The organism is Cupriavidus metallidurans CH34, from assembly GCF_000196015.1.
Lineage (GTDB): Bacteria > Pseudomonadota > Gammaproteobacteria > Burkholderiales > Burkholderiaceae > Cupriavidus > Cupriavidus metallidurans.
Window position 1 is genome coordinate 1,472,828 of record NC_007974.2, and the last position, 14,625, is coordinate 1,487,452.

Sequence of the window (14,625 nt, forward strand, 5' to 3'; positions counted from 1 at the left end):
TTCTTTTGGTTCATCGCCGATTTGCGGGTTGACTGACAGTCGCAGAACGACCCTGAGCGGCCTTTCAGCTTTCTCGACAGCGGAACTGACGGTGAGCGCTTCCCGCTGGAGGCCCTCACCGCCGTCTTCATCCTCGGCCTTAACTGGCTGCAGCCGCTGCATTTGCCCGCGCGGCGTGCAATTTCTTGTAGCTGTCAATCAGGCGGTGGTGCCTGTCGAGCCCCTCCAATTTCATGCTGGTTGGCGTCAAACCAAAGAAACGCACGCTGCCGTCAACTGAACCGAGCACCGCGTCCATCCGCGCATTGCCATACATCCGACGGAAGTTGACCTTGTAGTCTTCCAGGTCAAGGTCGTCATCCAACAGCACCTCCAGCACCACATCCAAGGCTTGGTAAAACAGTCCGCGCTCGAGCGTGTTGTCGTTGTATTGCAAGAAGGCGCCCACCAGTTCGTGCGCCGCCTCAAATTGCTGCAACGCGAGATGAATGAGCAGCTTCAACTCCAACACTGTCAGCTGGCCCCAATCGGTATTCTCGTCAAACTCTATGCCGATCAGCGTGGCGATGTCGGCGTATTCATCGAGCTCACTGTTATCCAGGCGCTCAAGCAGGGCCTCCAGGCTTTCGTCGTCCAGGCGATGCAAGTTCAAAATGTCTGCGCGGAACGACAGTGCCTTGTTTGTGTTATCCCAGATCAGATCCTCGACAGGATAAACTTCCGAATAGCCAGGAACCAATATCCGGCAAGCAACGGAGCCGAGCTGGTCATACACCGCCATATACACTTCCTTGCCCATGCCTTCCAGGATGCTGAGCAAGGTTGCTGCTTCCTCGGTATTGGAATTCTTGCCCTGGCCAGAAAAATCCCACTCGACAAAATCGAAATCCGATTTGGCGCTGAAAAAGCGCCACGACACCACGCCGCTGGAGTCAATGAAGTGCTCGACAAAATTGTTTGGCTCAGTCACGGCATTACTGACAAAGCTGGGCCGTGGTAGATCGTTCAGGCCTTCAAAACTACGACCCTGCAGCAATTCCGTCAAACTCCGTTCCAGCGCCACCTCGAAGCTTGGGTGCGCACCGAACGAAGCAAAGACACCGCCAGTGCGTGGGTTCATCAAGGTGACGCACATCACCGGATAGATTCCACCCAACGATGCATCCTTCACCAATATCGGAAAACCTTGCTCTTCCAGCACCTGAATGCCAGCCATAATGCCAGGATATTTCGCCAGCACTTCCTGGGGCACATCAGGCAGTGCCATTTCGCCCTCCAGAATCTCGCGCTTTACCGCCCGCTCGAAAATCTCCGACAAGCATTGCACCTGTGCTTCGGCCAGTGTATTGCCTGCACTCATGCCATTGCTGGCGTAAAGATTTTCGACCAGATTGGAGGGGAAATACACCACTTCGCCGTCTGACTGGCGTACGAAGGGCAGCGAACAGATACCACGCTGCACATTCCCCGAGTTGGTCTCGTACAGATGCGAGCCGCGTAACTCGCCATCGGGATTGTATATAGGCAGGCAGTATTCATCGAGAATTTCAACGGGTAGCGCATCTTTGCGTCCCGGCTTGAACCAGCGCTCGTTCGGGTAGTGTACAAACGCCGCATTGGCGAGATCTTCGCCCCAGAATGTACCGGCATAAAAATGGTTGCAATTCAGGCGTTCGATAAATTCACCCAACGCCGACGCCAATGCGCTTTCCTTGGTTGCTCCCTTGCCGTTGGTGAAACACATTGACGAGTGCGCGTCACGGATATGTAGCGACCAGACATTGGGAACGATATTGCGCCATGACGCGATTTCAATCTTCATCCCCAGGCCCGCCAAAATGCCTGACATATTGGCGATAGTTTGCTCCAATGGGAGATCCTTGCCTGAAATATAGGTGCTGGCGCCAGACGCCGGCTTCAACGTCAGCAACGATTGAGCATCGGCGTCCAGGTTCTCCACCTCTTCGATCACAAACTCGGGTCCGGTTTGCACCACCTTTTTTACCGTGCAGCGATCGATGGATCGCAAGATACCCTGGCGGTCCTTGGCAGAAATATCTGCTGGCAATTCGACCTGGATCTTGAAAATCTGCTGATATCTGTTTTCCGGATCAACAATATTATTCTGCGACAGGCGGATATTATCGGTGGGAATATTGCGGGCCACACAGTACACTTTGACAAAGTAGGCCGCACACAAAGCCGACGAGGCGAGAAAATAATCGAACGGACCAGGTGCGGAACCATCGCCTTTATAACGGATAGGCTGGTCAGCTATTACCGTGAAATCATCGAACTTAGCTTCAAGACGCAGCTTATCGAGAAAGTCGACCTTAATTTCCATGAGGAATTCCAAAAACGATGCCAAAAATGTGATGCGGTCGCTATTTTCGATGCCGCGCTGGTGCGTATTGTAATATGGCCAAGCTTTCTGCAAGCGTTATCGCCCGGCATGTTCGAATCGCGATTGCCAGGATTTTCGCCACAAAGGCGAATGTCCCTTCATGGCCGGTCTCGGCCCGTCGAGCTCCCGTGGTTCTGCGGCGCGCCCACGCGTCGTCGATCCCTGTTCCTGGGCAAACACCCGGCTCTGCCCTGGATGCCATGCTGCAGGGCCACACAGTCCACAACGAAAGCGCCCATGGCGGGACTGCCGAAACTCTTTGCCATCGCCCCACATCCGTGCGCGCGAATGGCCTCTAACGACCGGAAGGGACATCCGACGGCCTGTTTAGTAGCGTCGCCTTCTGGCCGGCCTCAGCCGTCGGATCTTCAGCCTTTCCCGGAAATCGGCGATGAACCTTCTTTTTCGCCCATTTCTTGACATTTATTCCATTTCTATACAAACTGTCCAGAATCATGGCTTCATACACCGAGACCGCCTGACATGGTCAAACGCACCGCCGAGCAGCGTGTCCTGCTCGACCAGATCAAGCAGATTGCCGATGGCCTCGGCCAGACGCTTGCGCCGTTCTGCGAGGTCGTGGTTCATGACCTGCTGGAGCCCGAGCAGTCGATCCTGGCCATCCACAACAACCTGTCCGGCCGCGCCGTTGGCGATCCGACCACCGAGCTTGGTCAGGCACGCATCACCGATCCCGACTACCCGCAGGTTCTGGCCAACTACGCGAACCAGTTCGCGGACGGTCGTCAGGCAAAAAGCACGTCGATCGGCATCAAGGACGCCAGCGGCAACTACATTGCCGCGCTGTGCATGAATGTCGACCTGACGCTATTCCGCAGCCTGCAGATGGCCATGGGCCAGTTCGTCCAGACCGCCACGGACGGTCCGAAGGAAACGCTCGATCCTGCAGGCACCGACGCGCTGCGCGACCGCATCGACGCCTTCGCCGCGCGGCTGGCCACCACGCCGCGCGCCTTGAAAACCGAGGAGCGGCGCGCGCTGCTGGGTGAGTTGAAGGCATCGGGGCTGCTCGATGTTCGACGCGCCATGGAAACCGTCGCGGCCCATCTGGGCGTGTCGCGCGCAGCCGTCTACAGCTATGTCCGCTAATCAACGATCCGCAGAGCTGCTTCTGCTCGACAAGCACGCCGTGGAAGCGGCGCTGCTGCCCGACGACGTGCTGGCCGCCGTGCGCGAGGCATTCGTGCTGCACAGCCAGCGTGAGGGACGCGTCTTCCCTGTGGTGCGGGAAAAGCTGGCGACAGGCGGGGTGTTCGGCATCAAGGCCGGCGACGTGGGCAGCCAGAACCTGCTTGGCTTCAAGGCTGCCGGGTTCTGGCCTGGCAACCGCCAGTTGGGCGGAGACACCCACCAGGCCACGATCGTCCTGATCGACCCCGCCACGGGGCGGCCCCTCTGCATCGTTGACGGCAACGCCATCACCACGGCACGTACCGGCGCCGCCGGCGGCATCGGCCTGCAACAACTGGCCCGGCCCGACAGCACGCGCGTCTGCGTCTTTGGCACCGGCGTCCAGGCCCGCATTCAGCTCGAATTTGCCTTGCTCCTGATGCCCACCTTGCAAACGGTGCGCTATGTTTCGAGCAGTGGCCAGCGCCACGCGGCGTTTGAAGCAGCCTTCCAGGACCGGTGTGACATCCAACTGGCGACGGACCGCGATGACGCCGTGGCCAACAGCGACGTGGTAATCACCGCCACCCCGGGCGGCGGCCCCTTGTTCGACGCCCAGGCCGTGCGGCCGGGCACGCACCTGACCTGTGTCGGCGCCGATACCACCGGCAAGCGCGAACTGCCTGCGGGCGTGCTGGAACGCGCGCGCATCGTCGTGGACGACAGCGAACAGGCGCGCCGCATCGGCGAATGCCAATGGGCCCCCGATCTCCCATGCATCGAGATTGGCGACCTGCTGACCGGCAAGGCCACGATCACGCGCGAGCCCGCCGATATCACCGTATTCGACATGACCGGACTGGCCCTGCAGGACCTGACGGTCGCCCGCTTCCTGGACCAACGCGCGCGGGCCGACGGCACCGGCACACGCCTGGCCTGGCCCTGGTAACAACTCTCCTCTCCCTGCCCATCATGACGACCCTGCAACTGCCCACCTACGCCGACGTCGAAGCCGCCGCCAAACGGATCGAAGGCTTTGCCAACCGCACGCCGGTCAACACGTCGCGCACGCTCAACGAAATGCTCGGCGCGGAAGTCTTCTTCAAGTGCGAGAACTTCCAGCGCATGGGCGCCTTCAAGTTCCGAGGCGCGTTCAACGCGCTGGCGAAGTTCACCGCCGAGCAACGCCGTGGCGGCGTGGTCGCGTTCTCGTCCGGCAATCACGCGCAGGGCATCGCGCTGTCCGCGAAGCTGCTGAACATGCCCGCCACGATCGTGATGCCCCACGACGCTCCGGCCTTGAAGGTAGCGGCGACGCGGGGGTATGGCGCGACCGTGGTGAGCTATGACCGCTACAAGGAAGACCGTGAAGCCATCGGCCGCGATCTGGCCGAAAAGCACGGCATGACGCTGATCCCGCCGTATGACCATCCGGATGTGCTGACGGGCCAGGGCACCGCCGCCAAGGAACTGTTCGAGGAAGTGGGCGCGCTCGACGCCATCTTCACCCCGCTGGGCGGCGGCGGACTGCTCTCCGGCACCGCATTGACCACGCGCGCGCTGGCGCCACAGTGCCAGATCTACGGCGTGGAGCCCGAGGCGGGCAACGACGGCCAGCAATCGTTCCGCAGTGGTTCGATCGTCCATATCGACACCCCGCAGACCATTGCCGATGGCGCTCAGACGCAGCACCTGGGTCAGTACACGTTCAGCATCATCAAGCGTGACGTGACTGATATCCTGACCGCAACAGACGCGCAACTGGTCGAGGCCATGCGCTTCTACGCCGAACGGATGAAGATGATTGTCGAGCCGACCGGCTGCCTGGGCCTGGCGGCGGTCATGCAGATGAAGGACGCGCTCAAGGGCAAGCGCGTGGGCGTAGTGATCAGCGGCGGCAACGTCGACCTGGAGCGATTCTGCTCGCTGCTGTCAGCCTGATCCTTCCGCGCATCAAACCGAACGTCAGGCACTCGGGCCGGGAATCGCATCCCCGGCCTGCTTCAAACCTCCCCACCCTGCTTCACGTCTTCCCTGGCCTTGTGCCGCTCCGCCTTCTCGGGCGAAAGCTGCATGAAGATCCACGCCGATGCCGACGTAATGAGCCCGACGCAGACGAACGTCGCGTGAAACGCAGGCAGGACGTCCAGGTGATGCTCGCCGATGCCCTCCTGGAACGTCGCCAGCAATGCGCCGGCGGATGTCACCGCCAGACTCATCGACAACATCTGCACCATCGACAACATGCTGTTGCCGCTGCTCGCCCGGGTACCACTCAGATCCTTGAGCGTCACGGTATTCATCGCGGTGAACTGGATCGAATTAACCGCGCCAAAAATCGCCAGTAGCACCACGATGAGCGCCAATGGGCGCGTCGGCGTGATCAGCGCGAACGACGCCATGACCAGTCCGACCACGAATGTGTTCGTCACCAGCACGCGGCGATAGCCGTGCCGTTCGATCAGCCACGTGGCCAGGCGCTTCGACGCCATGCCGGCGGCCGTGACAGGCAGCATCATCAGGCCGGCATCGAACGGGGAATAGCCGAGGCTGACCTGCAGGGTCAGTGGAATCAGGAACGGCATGGCGCCATTGCCGATACGCGCGAACAGGTTGCCAAGCAGGCCCACGCTGAACGAATGAATGCGGAACAGCCTCAGCGGGAACAGCGGCTGCTTGCGCTTGTTGGCGTGGAGCACGTACGCGCTGAGCGCGGCCATGCTGGCGATCAGCAGCATCAGCACCGTGGCGTGCTGAAAGCCCATCTCCGCGAGTCCGTCGAGCGAGAACGACAACGTCACCATGGCAATTGCCAGGAACGCATAGCCAACCGCATCGAACGTGCCGATGCCGGGCAAGCGCGAGTTCGGCATATAGCGGATGGTGGCCAGCACGCCCAGCAGGCCGACCGGCACGTTGATCAGGAAGATCCAGTGCCAGGAGAAGGTCTGGGTAATCCAACCGCCCAGCGTCGGGCCGATGAGCGGACCGATCATGCCTGGGATGGCCACGAAACTCAGCGCCTGCAGATACTGCTCGCGCGGAAACGTACGCAGTACGGAGAGTCGCCCCACGGGCAGCAGCATCGCCCCGCCCGCCCCCTGCACCACGCGGGCCGCGGTCAGGAACGGCAGCGAAGGCGCCGCGGCGCAAAGCAGGGATCCGGCCACGAACAACACGATCGCGATCTGGAAGATGGTTCTTGTGCCGAATTTGTCCGCCAGCCAGCCCGAAGCAGGAATGATGACCGCCATGGTCAGCGAGTAGGCGATGATCACCGATTGCATCCGCAACGGGCTCTCGCCAAGGCTGTGCGCCATCGACGGCAAGGCGGTGTTGACGATCGTCGAGTCGAGCGTCTGCATGAAGAAGCCCACCGCCACCACCCACAGCATGAAGCGCAGGCGGCGGTCGATGGGCATCGTGGACGGGTGGTCGGCAGGCGTGGCTGTGGACATGGGCTGGAGGCGGTGCGTGCGCCCTACTGCGCACGGGACGAACCGCAACCATAGGCTCGCACGGCCGCGCTGGCAAGTCCACAAGCCGTGCGGGTGCGCGCCGGCATCCCGAAAACCGGGGCCCGGCAGCCTCTTTGATGGCCTGCCGCACCCCGTCCGGGGCGACGCTCAGTTGCTGGCGTCGACCAGCGTGCGTGCCTCGACCACCTTGTCGCGATACGCCTCGAAGATCCGGCGCAGCGCCTGCTCCATCGACACCTCCGGCTTCCAGCCCAGTTCCCCGATCGTGTTGTCGATCTTCGGCACGCGGTGCTGCACGTCCTGATAGCCCTTGCCGTAGAAGTCGCCCGACGACGTCTCCACGATCTTCGTCTTGCGCGCTTCCTCGGCGTACTCCGGATACTCGGCCGCCATCTTCAGCATCATCTCCGCCAGCTCACGCACCGAGTGGATGTTGCCCGGGTTACCGATGTTGAAGATCTTGCCGTTGGCCACGCCGTCCTTGTTCTCGATGATGCGCATCAGCGCCGAGATGCCGTCCGAAATATCGGCGAACGCACGCTGCTGCGCGCCACCGTCCACCAGCTTGATCGGCTCGCCACGCACGATATGGCCCAGGAACTGCGTGACCACCCGCGACGAACCTTCCTTCGATTCGAAAATCGAGTCCAGCCCCGCGCCGATCCAGTTGAACGGACGGAACAGCGTGTAGTTCAGCCCTTCCTGCATCCCGTAGGCGTGGATCACGCGGTCCATCAGCTGCTTGGAGCAGGCGTAGATCCAGCGCGGCTTGTTGATCGGGCCGTAGATCAGCGGCGAGGCTTCCGGGTCGAACTCTTCGTCGGCGCACATGCCGTACACCTCCGAGGTCGACGGGAACACCAGATGCTTGCCGTACTTCACCGCGGCGCGCACGATCGGCAGGTTGGCCTCGAAGTCCAGTTCGAACACGCGCAGCGGCTCGCGCACGTACGTGGCCGGCGTGGCGATGGCCACCAGCGGCAGCACCACATCGCACTTGCGGATGTTGTACTCGATCCACTCCTTGTTGATGGTGATGTCACCCTCGAAGAAGTGCATGCGCGGGTGGTTCACCAGATCGCCCAGGCGGTCCGACGACATATCCATGCCGTAGACCTCCCATTGCGTCGTTTCCAGGATGCGGCGCGTCAGGTGGTGGCCGATGAAGCCGTTGATGCCAAGAATCAGGACTCGCTTCTGCTGCATGGATATATATGAAACCAAATTGATAGTGACCGACCTGAAGCCAGCCGGGGAGTTATTCGGAGCAGGTTTTACTGGGGCCCGGCAAGCGATGCCACGTTCGCCACCACCACGCGACGCCAGTCACGCGCCACCACGTACATCGACAAGGTCGGCGCGAGCGCCAGATAGGTGTCCGGGGACATCACGGCCATGGCCGGCTGGCCGTTCTTCCAGAGCTTGGTGAAACTGTCGACATCGGGCACCACGCGCTGCGGCTCCACCGTCGCGCCAAACGTCAGTTCGTCGGCTTGCCCCACCATCATCAGCGGATGACGCAGGTAGAACGGCAACGTATGGTCGAGCATCTGCACGCCGTAGAGCGGCATCTCCGGCGTCAGCTTCTGCGCGATCTGCGGCGCGATATCGGCGCCCGACGCCGGGCGGCCGACCGTCTCGTGGCCAAGCAGCGCCACGGTGAAGCCCAGGTACATGCCCATCGCGTAGACCGCCACGCTGGGCAGCACGCCACGGCGCAGCAGCAGGCGGGCCACCGCGATGCCCAGCAGCATCACGACAAAGGCCACGGCCACCCAGACTGCGTAGGCGCGGTAGAACGAATTGGGAATGTGGTTGGCATTGAGTGTGGCCACCACGGGACTGGCCAGCAGCCCGCAAGCCGCCACGATGGCCATGCCGATGAGTTGCTTGCCCCAGCTACGCGGGCTCAGGCGATCGAGCGCCACCCCGGCGAGAATGCCCAGTGCGGGGATCACCGGCACGATATAACCTGGCAGCTTCGAGCGGGAAATGCTGAAGAACACGAAGATCGCGATGGCCCAGATGCCGGCCATCAGCGCCGGACGGAAGCGTGCCTGCGTGCCTTCGACCGGCGCGCGCATGGCGGTCCACAGCTTCGGGAAGATGCCCGCCCACGGCAGGAACCCGCCGATGACCAGCGGCAGGAAGTAGAAAACCGAGCCCGACCGCGAGTGGATATTCGACGTGTAGCGCTGCCAGTGCTCGTGAATGAAGAAGAAGTTCGGAAATTCGGGGTTACGGACCGATACCAGATAGAACCACGGTACCGTGATCACGAGCATCACCACGACGCCCAGCGCCAGATGCAGGCGGCGCCAGAGGCCCCAATCCCGCGTCACCAGCGTATAGACCACCAGCACCAGCCCCGGGAGCGCGATGCCCACCAGCCCCTTGGTCAGGATGGCCACGCCCATCGCGGCCCAGCAGGCGACCATCCAGCCGCGCCGCGCCGCCACGGAGGCGTCCGGATGCTGGCCCATCAGCATGAAGGCCAGCACGCAGGACATCACGCCCGCCAGGGTCATGTCGAGCGTATTGAAATGGGCCGCCACGCTCCACATCGGCGCGGCCAGCAGGGCAAGGCCGGTGAAGGCCGCGGCACGCGCGCCAAACCAGCGACGCGCGGCCATCATCGACACGCCGATGCCGAGCAACCCGGACAGCGCCACGGCCAGCCGTGCCTGCCACTCGCCCAGCCCGAAGAGTTCGTAGCCCACCACCGTTACCCACATATGGAATGGCGGCTTCTCGAAATACTTCAGCGCGTTATAACGAATCGTCACCCAGTCACCCGAGGCGAACATCTCGCGCGAAATCTCCGCATAGCGCCCTTCGTCGGGCCCGACCAGATGGCGCATGTCCAGCGAGACGAACCAGACCACCAGGGCCACGGCGACAAACAGCACGACCCAGCCTGTGGCGGCCGACCAGCCGACCGCCCCTTGGGTCGACTGCGAGGATGCGACGGACGCGCGTTGCTGAGAGGTGGGTTGCGGCATGAAAGGGAGGGATGGGTAGGTGGGCTATCAGGGAAATCTCTGGCGCGACGCCATGCCCAGAAAAGCCGGCGCTCGCGATGACACCGGCTAAAAATAGCGCGCAGATTATGAGAGAAACGTTAACGTCAGATTAATAATGCGACACACAGCCTGCGATGCTACGCTTTCCACCGGCTGATATGGACCTTACGGCGCGATTAATGCCAATATCTCAAACAGCCGTTTCAGTCACTATAAGATGCGAATCCTGATTGTTGAAGACGACCCGATGCTCGGCGACGGGCTCCAGCGCGGCCTGAAACTGATAGGTCATGCCGTGGACTGGTTTGGCACCGCCGCCGAAGCCGACCGTGCCATTGGCATGATGCACTACGACGCCGTAGTGCTGGACCTTGGTCTGCCAGACGACGATGGCGTGGCGTTGCTTGGCCGTTGGCGCCAGCAGGGCCGGCAGATGCCAGTCGTGGTGCTGACCGCGCGCGATGCCGTGGCCAGCCGGATCTCCGGGCTAGACGCCGGCGCCGATGACTACCTGGTCAAGCCAGTGGAACTGGACGAGCTGGCCGCCCGGCTTCGCGCAGTCACCCGCCGCGCGGCCGGGATGCCCGAGCCCGTCTGGCGTCATGGCCCACTCGAGTACCAGCCCGCTGCGCGCCTGGCGCTCTGGCACGGCAAGGCCGTGGACCTGACCAGCCGGGAATCCATGCTGCTGGAACTGTTGCTGACCTACCCCAACCGTGTGCTGACGCGCGAATTCCTGCGCGACAAGCTCTATGACTGGGACAAAGGCTCCGAAAGCAACACGCTGGAAGTCCACATCCATCACCTGCGCAAGAAGCTCCATCCCGGCATCGTGCGCACGCTGCGCGGCGCCGGCTACACCCTGGGCACGCTCGAGGCGATCGAGATCGGCACCTCGGAACCCGAGGGCGGGGATCGCGCATGACGCTGCGGCGGCGGCTGATCCTGGCCGTCCTGGCCGCCGTGACGTTTGCATGGGTACTGACCAGCGCATTGATCTACCTGAGCGCCCAGGAAGAAATCAACGAGCTCTATGACACCGCGATGGTCCGCATGGCCCAGCAGATGCAGGCCCTGCTGCCGCGCGTGCATACGCAAACCTCGCCGGCGCCGCCGGCGGCGAACGGGCCGATCCCCGGAGATGCCGATCTGGTCGACGAGGGGTCGGCCGGGCTTGGTGATCTGGCGATCGCCGCATGGCGCCCCGACGGGGAGCCCCTGCACATCGACCCGGACGGAGATCACCTGCCCCGGCTGCCCGACGTCCAGGGGTTCACCGAGCGCAAGATCGACGGCGTGCCCTGGCGGCTCTACTACCTGAACGACCCGGCACAAGGCTGGCGCGTATGCGTCGGTCAGGTCAAGGCCGAGCGTGGCGAACTGATCGTCGCGTATCTGCAGGCGCAGGTATTGCCTTGGGTCTTTGGTCTGCCGCTGCTGACCACGCTGCTGCTCTGGGGCGTGAGCCGCGCCCTGCATCCCGTGCTGACGCTGTCGCAGGCCATTGCCGCGCGCGTGCCGGGCGATCCTACCCCGCTGACACTGCATGAGGTGCCGCGCGAACTCGTGCCGCTGGTGACGGAAATGAACAAGCTGCTGAGCCGCGCCACGGCGCTGCTCGAACATGAACGCCGCCTGACCGCCGATGCCGCGCACGAACTGCGCACGCCGCTGGCGGCCCTGAAGGCCCAGTGGGAAGTCGCACGCCGCTCCGACGATCCGACCGAGCGCTCCCGCGCCGCCGCCAACGTCGAGGCCGGCATCGACGGTATGAGCCGGCTGGTCTCGCAACTGTTGACGATGAGCAGGCTCGAGGACGAAGAGGCGCCGCCCACGCGTGGCCCGGTGGACTGGCGGGAGGTGTCGCGGCAGGTGCTGTCGGATTGCCTGCTGCTATCCGAACGGCGCAACGTCGACATGGAAGTGCTGTGGCCTCCGGCAGGCCAGCAACCGCTACCTGTCAACGGCGACCCAACACTGCTCGGCACGATGCTTCGTAATCTGATGGACAACGCCATCCGCTATAGTCCGGCTGGCACGGTGGTGACGCTGGCGTTCGAACCTGACCGGATTACCGTGTCCGATCGTGGCCCGGGCGTAGCACCGGAACTGCTGCGGCGGCTCGGCGACCGCTTCTTCCGCGCCGCAGGCCAGCAGGAGCAAGGTAACGGACTCGGGATTTCGATCGCGCGCCGTGTGGCCGTGCTTCATGGGCTCGCGCTGGAGTTCGCCAACCGTCAGGCCGGCGACGGCAGTGGACTGGTGGCTGCCATCCGCCTCAATGGCATGTATTGATCGGCATTGGCCCACAATGACGGGAAATCGTCAGAACCAGCATCCGGCATGAGCACGCTCCGCGCCACCGAAACCCATCGCGCCAGCCAAAGCGCCTGGGAGGTCTTCCTTGTCTTCCTGCGGCTCGGTCTCACCTCCTTTGGCGGGCCGGTCGCCCATCTGGGCTACTTCCGCGACGCCTTCGTCACGCGCCGTCGCTGGCTCACCGAACACGCTTATTCCGATATCGTCGCGCTATGCCAGTTCCTGCCCGGCCCGGCCAGCAGCCAGGTAGGCATGGTGGTCGGTCTGTCGCGGGCCGGCTACCCCGGCGCGCTGGCCGCGTGGGTCGGCTTCACACTGCCATCGGCAATCGCATTGATCCTGTTCGCGCTGGGCCTGTCGCACTATGGCAATCTGGTGCCACCGAGCGCGCTGCACGGGCTCAAGGTGGCGGCGGTGGCGGTGGTCGCGCAGGCGGTCTGGGGCATGGCGCGCTCGCTGTGCCCCGACGCTCCGCGCATCACGCTGATGATTCTCGCCGCCGTGGCCGTGACACTGATCCCCTCGCCGTGGTGCCAGGTCGGTGTGATGGTGGTCGCCGGGATGGTCGGCGCGCAGCGCTTCCGCACCGCACAGGTCCCGCCACACGAACCACTGTCGATACCCGTTGGGCATGGCGCGGCAATCGGATTCCTGCTGCTGTTCGCGGGACTGCTGGCCGGCCTGCCCGTGGTTGCCAGCTTGATTCCGAACCATGCCCTGGCGCTGGTCGATGCGTTCTACCGTGCCGGCGCGTTGGTGTTCGGCGGCGGACACGTCGTACTGCCGCTGCTGCAGGCGACAGTGGTACCCACAGGCTGGGTGAACAATGACACCTTCCTGGCCGGCTATGGCGCCGCGCAGGCGGTACCGGGTCCCCTGTTCACGTTCGCGGCGTTCCTCGGCGCAGCCGGTGGGCCCGCGCCGACTGGCTGGATCGGCGGCATCGTGTGTCTGCTGGCGATTTTCGCGCCCTCCTTCCTGCTGGTCTTTGGCGCCCTGCCGTTCTGGGAGCGATTGCGCCGCCACGCGGGCACGCGTGCGGCGCTCGCGGGTGTCAACGCGGCCGTGGTGGGCCTGCTGCTGTCCGCGCTCTATCAGCCGGTCTGGACCAGCGCGATCCATGCCCCCGCCGATTTCGCGTTGGCACTGCTCGCTCTGGCTGCGCTGACCGTGTGGCGCGTGCCGCCGTGGGCCGTGGTGACGGGTTGCGCGCTGGCGGGCTGGGGGATGCATGTGGGCGGGGTGGCCTGAGCCAATGAAGCGCGCGGGGCTGGCTCGCCCTTGCGCCCGCGTGGCAATCGCCGCGCTGATCACACTGCTGTCGGGCTGCGCCGCCTCCACCGAAACCCCTGCTGCGAATGACCCGGCCACCACCATCGACGTGGTCGAGCGCGACTGGCACACCGACGTCTGCATCCGCACCGAGGATGCGGATACGCGCCTGATGCGGCTGGTGATCGGGTACGGGGACTCGCGTTACCTATGTTTCGGCTTTGGCGATCGACACTACCTGCTCAGTCGGGAGCGCGGCCCGATGACGCTGCTCTCGGCGCTGCTCCCCGGCGCAGGCGCCATCCTGCTGACGGTCTTGCGCGATACGCCGGCCGCCGCATTCGGCGCGGACAACGTGGTGCGGCTCGACGTCAGCGAGCCCGGCATGGAACGGCTACGGGAATTCCTGGGCAACGCCGTGCAGACCAACGATACCGGTGCGCCGATCAGCCTTGGAGAGGGCCCCTATCCAGGTGGCCTCTACTTCGGCGCCACGGCGGACTATGACGGCTTCTATACGTGCAATACCTGGACCGCCGACGCCTTGCGCGCGGCTGGCATCCCGATTCTTGGTCCCGTGCTGTTCGCCGACGGTGTCATGCGACAGGTCCGGCAGATCGCGCAGCCCGCGCGCTAGGCCACTAGCACGGCGCCGGACTGCAGATCGTTGTCGTGGTACCCGGGGCCGGCGTCACCACGGTAGTCTTCTGTGGAGGACTGGGATCGCTGCTGCTGAACGACACGCAACCGGCAACGCAGATCGGCAGCATCAGGATCATGATGAGTCTGGACATGGTGTGTCCCTCCTGGATGTGCAAAAGAACAAAAGAACAAAAAAACAATACGCGGCCAGTTTAGATAGCGGTCCTTGGGCGCCGCCATCGGCCTATCTCCTACAGCGGGTGAACAAGAAGACGCTGGCAAGTGGCGTTGGTAGCGCCGTGAAAAGAGAGTGCCGAGCCGGCTGTGGCGGTCCGGAAACAAATAGAGCCGTCTC

The 14,625-nt window shown here is 63.4% G+C and carries 12 protein-coding genes; 7 read left to right on the top strand and 5 right to left on the bottom strand.

Going from position 1 to position 14,625, the window contains the following annotated elements; genetic code table 11:
* Window positions 1-139: 139 nt before the first annotated feature.
* Window positions 140-2,344: an OsmC domain/YcaO domain-containing protein gene (locus RMET_RS24750; protein WP_011519247.1), complete on the bottom strand. Its 2,205-nt coding sequence runs from the start codon at window positions 2,342-2,344 to the stop codon at window positions 140-142.
* 543 nt (window positions 2,345-2,887) lie between these two features.
* Here RMET_RS24750 and RMET_RS24755 point away from each other — a divergent pair.
* From RMET_RS24755 to RMET_RS24765, 3 genes are read left to right on the top strand one after another with little or no spacing between them, the layout of a single operon-like run.
* Window positions 2,888-3,514: a helix-turn-helix transcriptional regulator gene (locus RMET_RS24755; RefSeq protein ID WP_011519248.1), complete on the top strand. Its 627-nt coding sequence runs from the start codon at window positions 2,888-2,890 to the stop codon at window positions 3,512-3,514.
* Window positions 3,504-4,484, top strand: a complete 981-nt coding sequence (locus tag RMET_RS24760; protein ID WP_011519249.1) for an ornithine cyclodeaminase family protein — start codon at window positions 3,504-3,506, stop codon at window positions 4,482-4,484. Before RMET_RS24755 ends, RMET_RS24760 begins: the two co-directional genes overlap by 11 nt.
* Window positions 4,485-4,507: 23 nt before the next feature.
* Window positions 4,508-5,476: a threo-3-hydroxy-L-aspartate ammonia-lyase gene (locus RMET_RS24765; protein WP_011519250.1), complete on the top strand. Its 969-nt coding sequence runs from the start codon at window positions 4,508-4,510 to the stop codon at window positions 5,474-5,476.
* Between the two features lie 62 nt (window positions 5,477-5,538).
* On the opposite strand, the gene mdtD is transcribed toward RMET_RS24765, so the two are convergent.
* The 3 genes from mdtD to RMET_RS24780 all read right to left on the bottom strand — a co-directional run bounded on the left by mdtD (window position 5,539) and on the right by RMET_RS24780 (window position 10,016).
* Window positions 5,539-6,993: a multidrug transporter subunit MdtD gene (gene mdtD / locus RMET_RS24770; protein ID WP_011519251.1), complete on the bottom strand. Its 1,455-nt coding sequence runs from the start codon at window positions 6,991-6,993 to the stop codon at window positions 5,539-5,541.
* A 168-nt stretch (window positions 6,994-7,161) separates the two neighbouring features.
* On the bottom strand, window positions 7,162-8,220 hold the full coding sequence (locus RMET_RS24775) for a bifunctional UDP-4-keto-pentose/UDP-xylose synthase (protein ID WP_011519252.1): 1,059 nt from the start codon (window positions 8,218-8,220) through the stop codon (window positions 7,162-7,164).
* A gap of 68 nt (window positions 8,221-8,288) precedes the next feature.
* Window positions 8,289-10,016, bottom strand: a complete 1,728-nt coding sequence (locus RMET_RS24780; RefSeq protein WP_011519253.1) for a glycosyltransferase family 39 protein — start codon at window positions 10,014-10,016, stop codon at window positions 8,289-8,291.
* Between the two features lie 238 nt (window positions 10,017-10,254).
* On the opposite strand from RMET_RS24780, the gene RMET_RS24785 reads away from it, so the two are divergent.
* The 4 genes from RMET_RS24785 to RMET_RS24800 are packed head-to-tail and all read left to right on the top strand — an operon-like array spanning window position 10,255 to window position 14,265.
* Window positions 10,255-10,962, top strand: coding sequence for a response regulator (locus RMET_RS24785; RefSeq protein WP_011519254.1), 708 nt, complete (start codon window positions 10,255-10,257; stop codon window positions 10,960-10,962).
* On the top strand, window positions 10,959-12,332 hold the full coding sequence (locus RMET_RS24790) for an ATP-binding protein (RefSeq protein ID WP_011519255.1): 1,374 nt from the start codon (window positions 10,959-10,961) through the stop codon (window positions 12,330-12,332). Before RMET_RS24785 ends, RMET_RS24790 begins: the two co-directional genes overlap by 4 nt.
* 48 nt (window positions 12,333-12,380) lie before the next feature.
* Window positions 12,381-13,607 carry a chromate efflux transporter gene (gene chrA / locus RMET_RS24795; RefSeq protein ID WP_011519256.1) on the top strand — a complete coding sequence of 409 codons (1,227 nt, stop codon included), beginning with the start codon at window positions 12,381-12,383 and terminating at the stop codon, window positions 13,605-13,607.
* 4 nt (window positions 13,608-13,611) lie between these two features.
* Window positions 13,612-14,265, top strand: a complete 654-nt coding sequence (locus RMET_RS24800; protein WP_035822426.1) for a DUF2459 domain-containing protein — start codon at window positions 13,612-13,614, stop codon at window positions 14,263-14,265.
* A gap of 4 nt (window positions 14,266-14,269) precedes the next feature.
* Here the strand turns inward: RMET_RS24800 and RMET_RS33740 are convergent, their stop codons facing one another.
* The gene (locus tag RMET_RS33740; protein WP_155714383.1) at window positions 14,270-14,422 is read right to left on the bottom strand and encodes a hypothetical protein; all 153 of its coding nucleotides are present in this window, start codon (window positions 14,420-14,422) and stop codon (window positions 14,270-14,272) included.
* Window positions 14,423-14,625 lie beyond the last annotated feature (203 nt).

Bases quoted from the DNA above. Each gene is read 5' to 3' on its own strand.
- RMET_RS24750 (WP_011519247.1), bottom strand. From the start codon at position 2,344: ATGGAAATTAAGGTCGACTTTCTCGATAAGCTGCGTCTTGAAGCTAAG.
- RMET_RS24755 (WP_011519248.1), top strand. From the start codon at position 2,888: ATGGTCAAACGCACCGCCGAGCAGCGTGTCCTGCTCGACCAGATCAAG.
- RMET_RS24760 (WP_011519249.1), top strand. From the start codon at position 3,504: ATGTCCGCTAATCAACGATCCGCAGAGCTGCTTCTGCTCGACAAGCAC.
- RMET_RS24765 (WP_011519250.1), top strand. From the start codon at position 4,508: ATGACGACCCTGCAACTGCCCACCTACGCCGACGTCGAAGCCGCCGCC.
- mdtD (WP_011519251.1), bottom strand. From the start codon at position 6,993: ATGTCCACAGCCACGCCTGCCGACCACCCGTCCACGATGCCCATCGAC.
- RMET_RS24775 (WP_011519252.1), bottom strand. From the start codon at position 8,220: ATGCAGCAGAAGCGAGTCCTGATTCTTGGCATCAACGGCTTCATCGGC.
- RMET_RS24780 (WP_011519253.1), bottom strand. From the start codon at position 10,016: ATGCCGCAACCCACCTCTCAGCAACGCGCGTCCGTCGCATCCTCGCAG.
- RMET_RS24785 (WP_011519254.1), top strand. From the start codon at position 10,255: ATGCGAATCCTGATTGTTGAAGACGACCCGATGCTCGGCGACGGGCTC.
- RMET_RS24790 (WP_011519255.1), top strand. From the start codon at position 10,959: ATGACGCTGCGGCGGCGGCTGATCCTGGCCGTCCTGGCCGCCGTGACG.
- chrA (WP_011519256.1), top strand. From the start codon at position 12,381: ATGAGCACGCTCCGCGCCACCGAAACCCATCGCGCCAGCCAAAGCGCC.
- RMET_RS24800 (WP_035822426.1), top strand. From the start codon at position 13,612: ATGAAGCGCGCGGGGCTGGCTCGCCCTTGCGCCCGCGTGGCAATCGCC.
- RMET_RS33740 (WP_155714383.1), bottom strand. From the start codon at position 14,422: ATGTCCAGACTCATCATGATCCTGATGCTGCCGATCTGCGTTGCCGGT.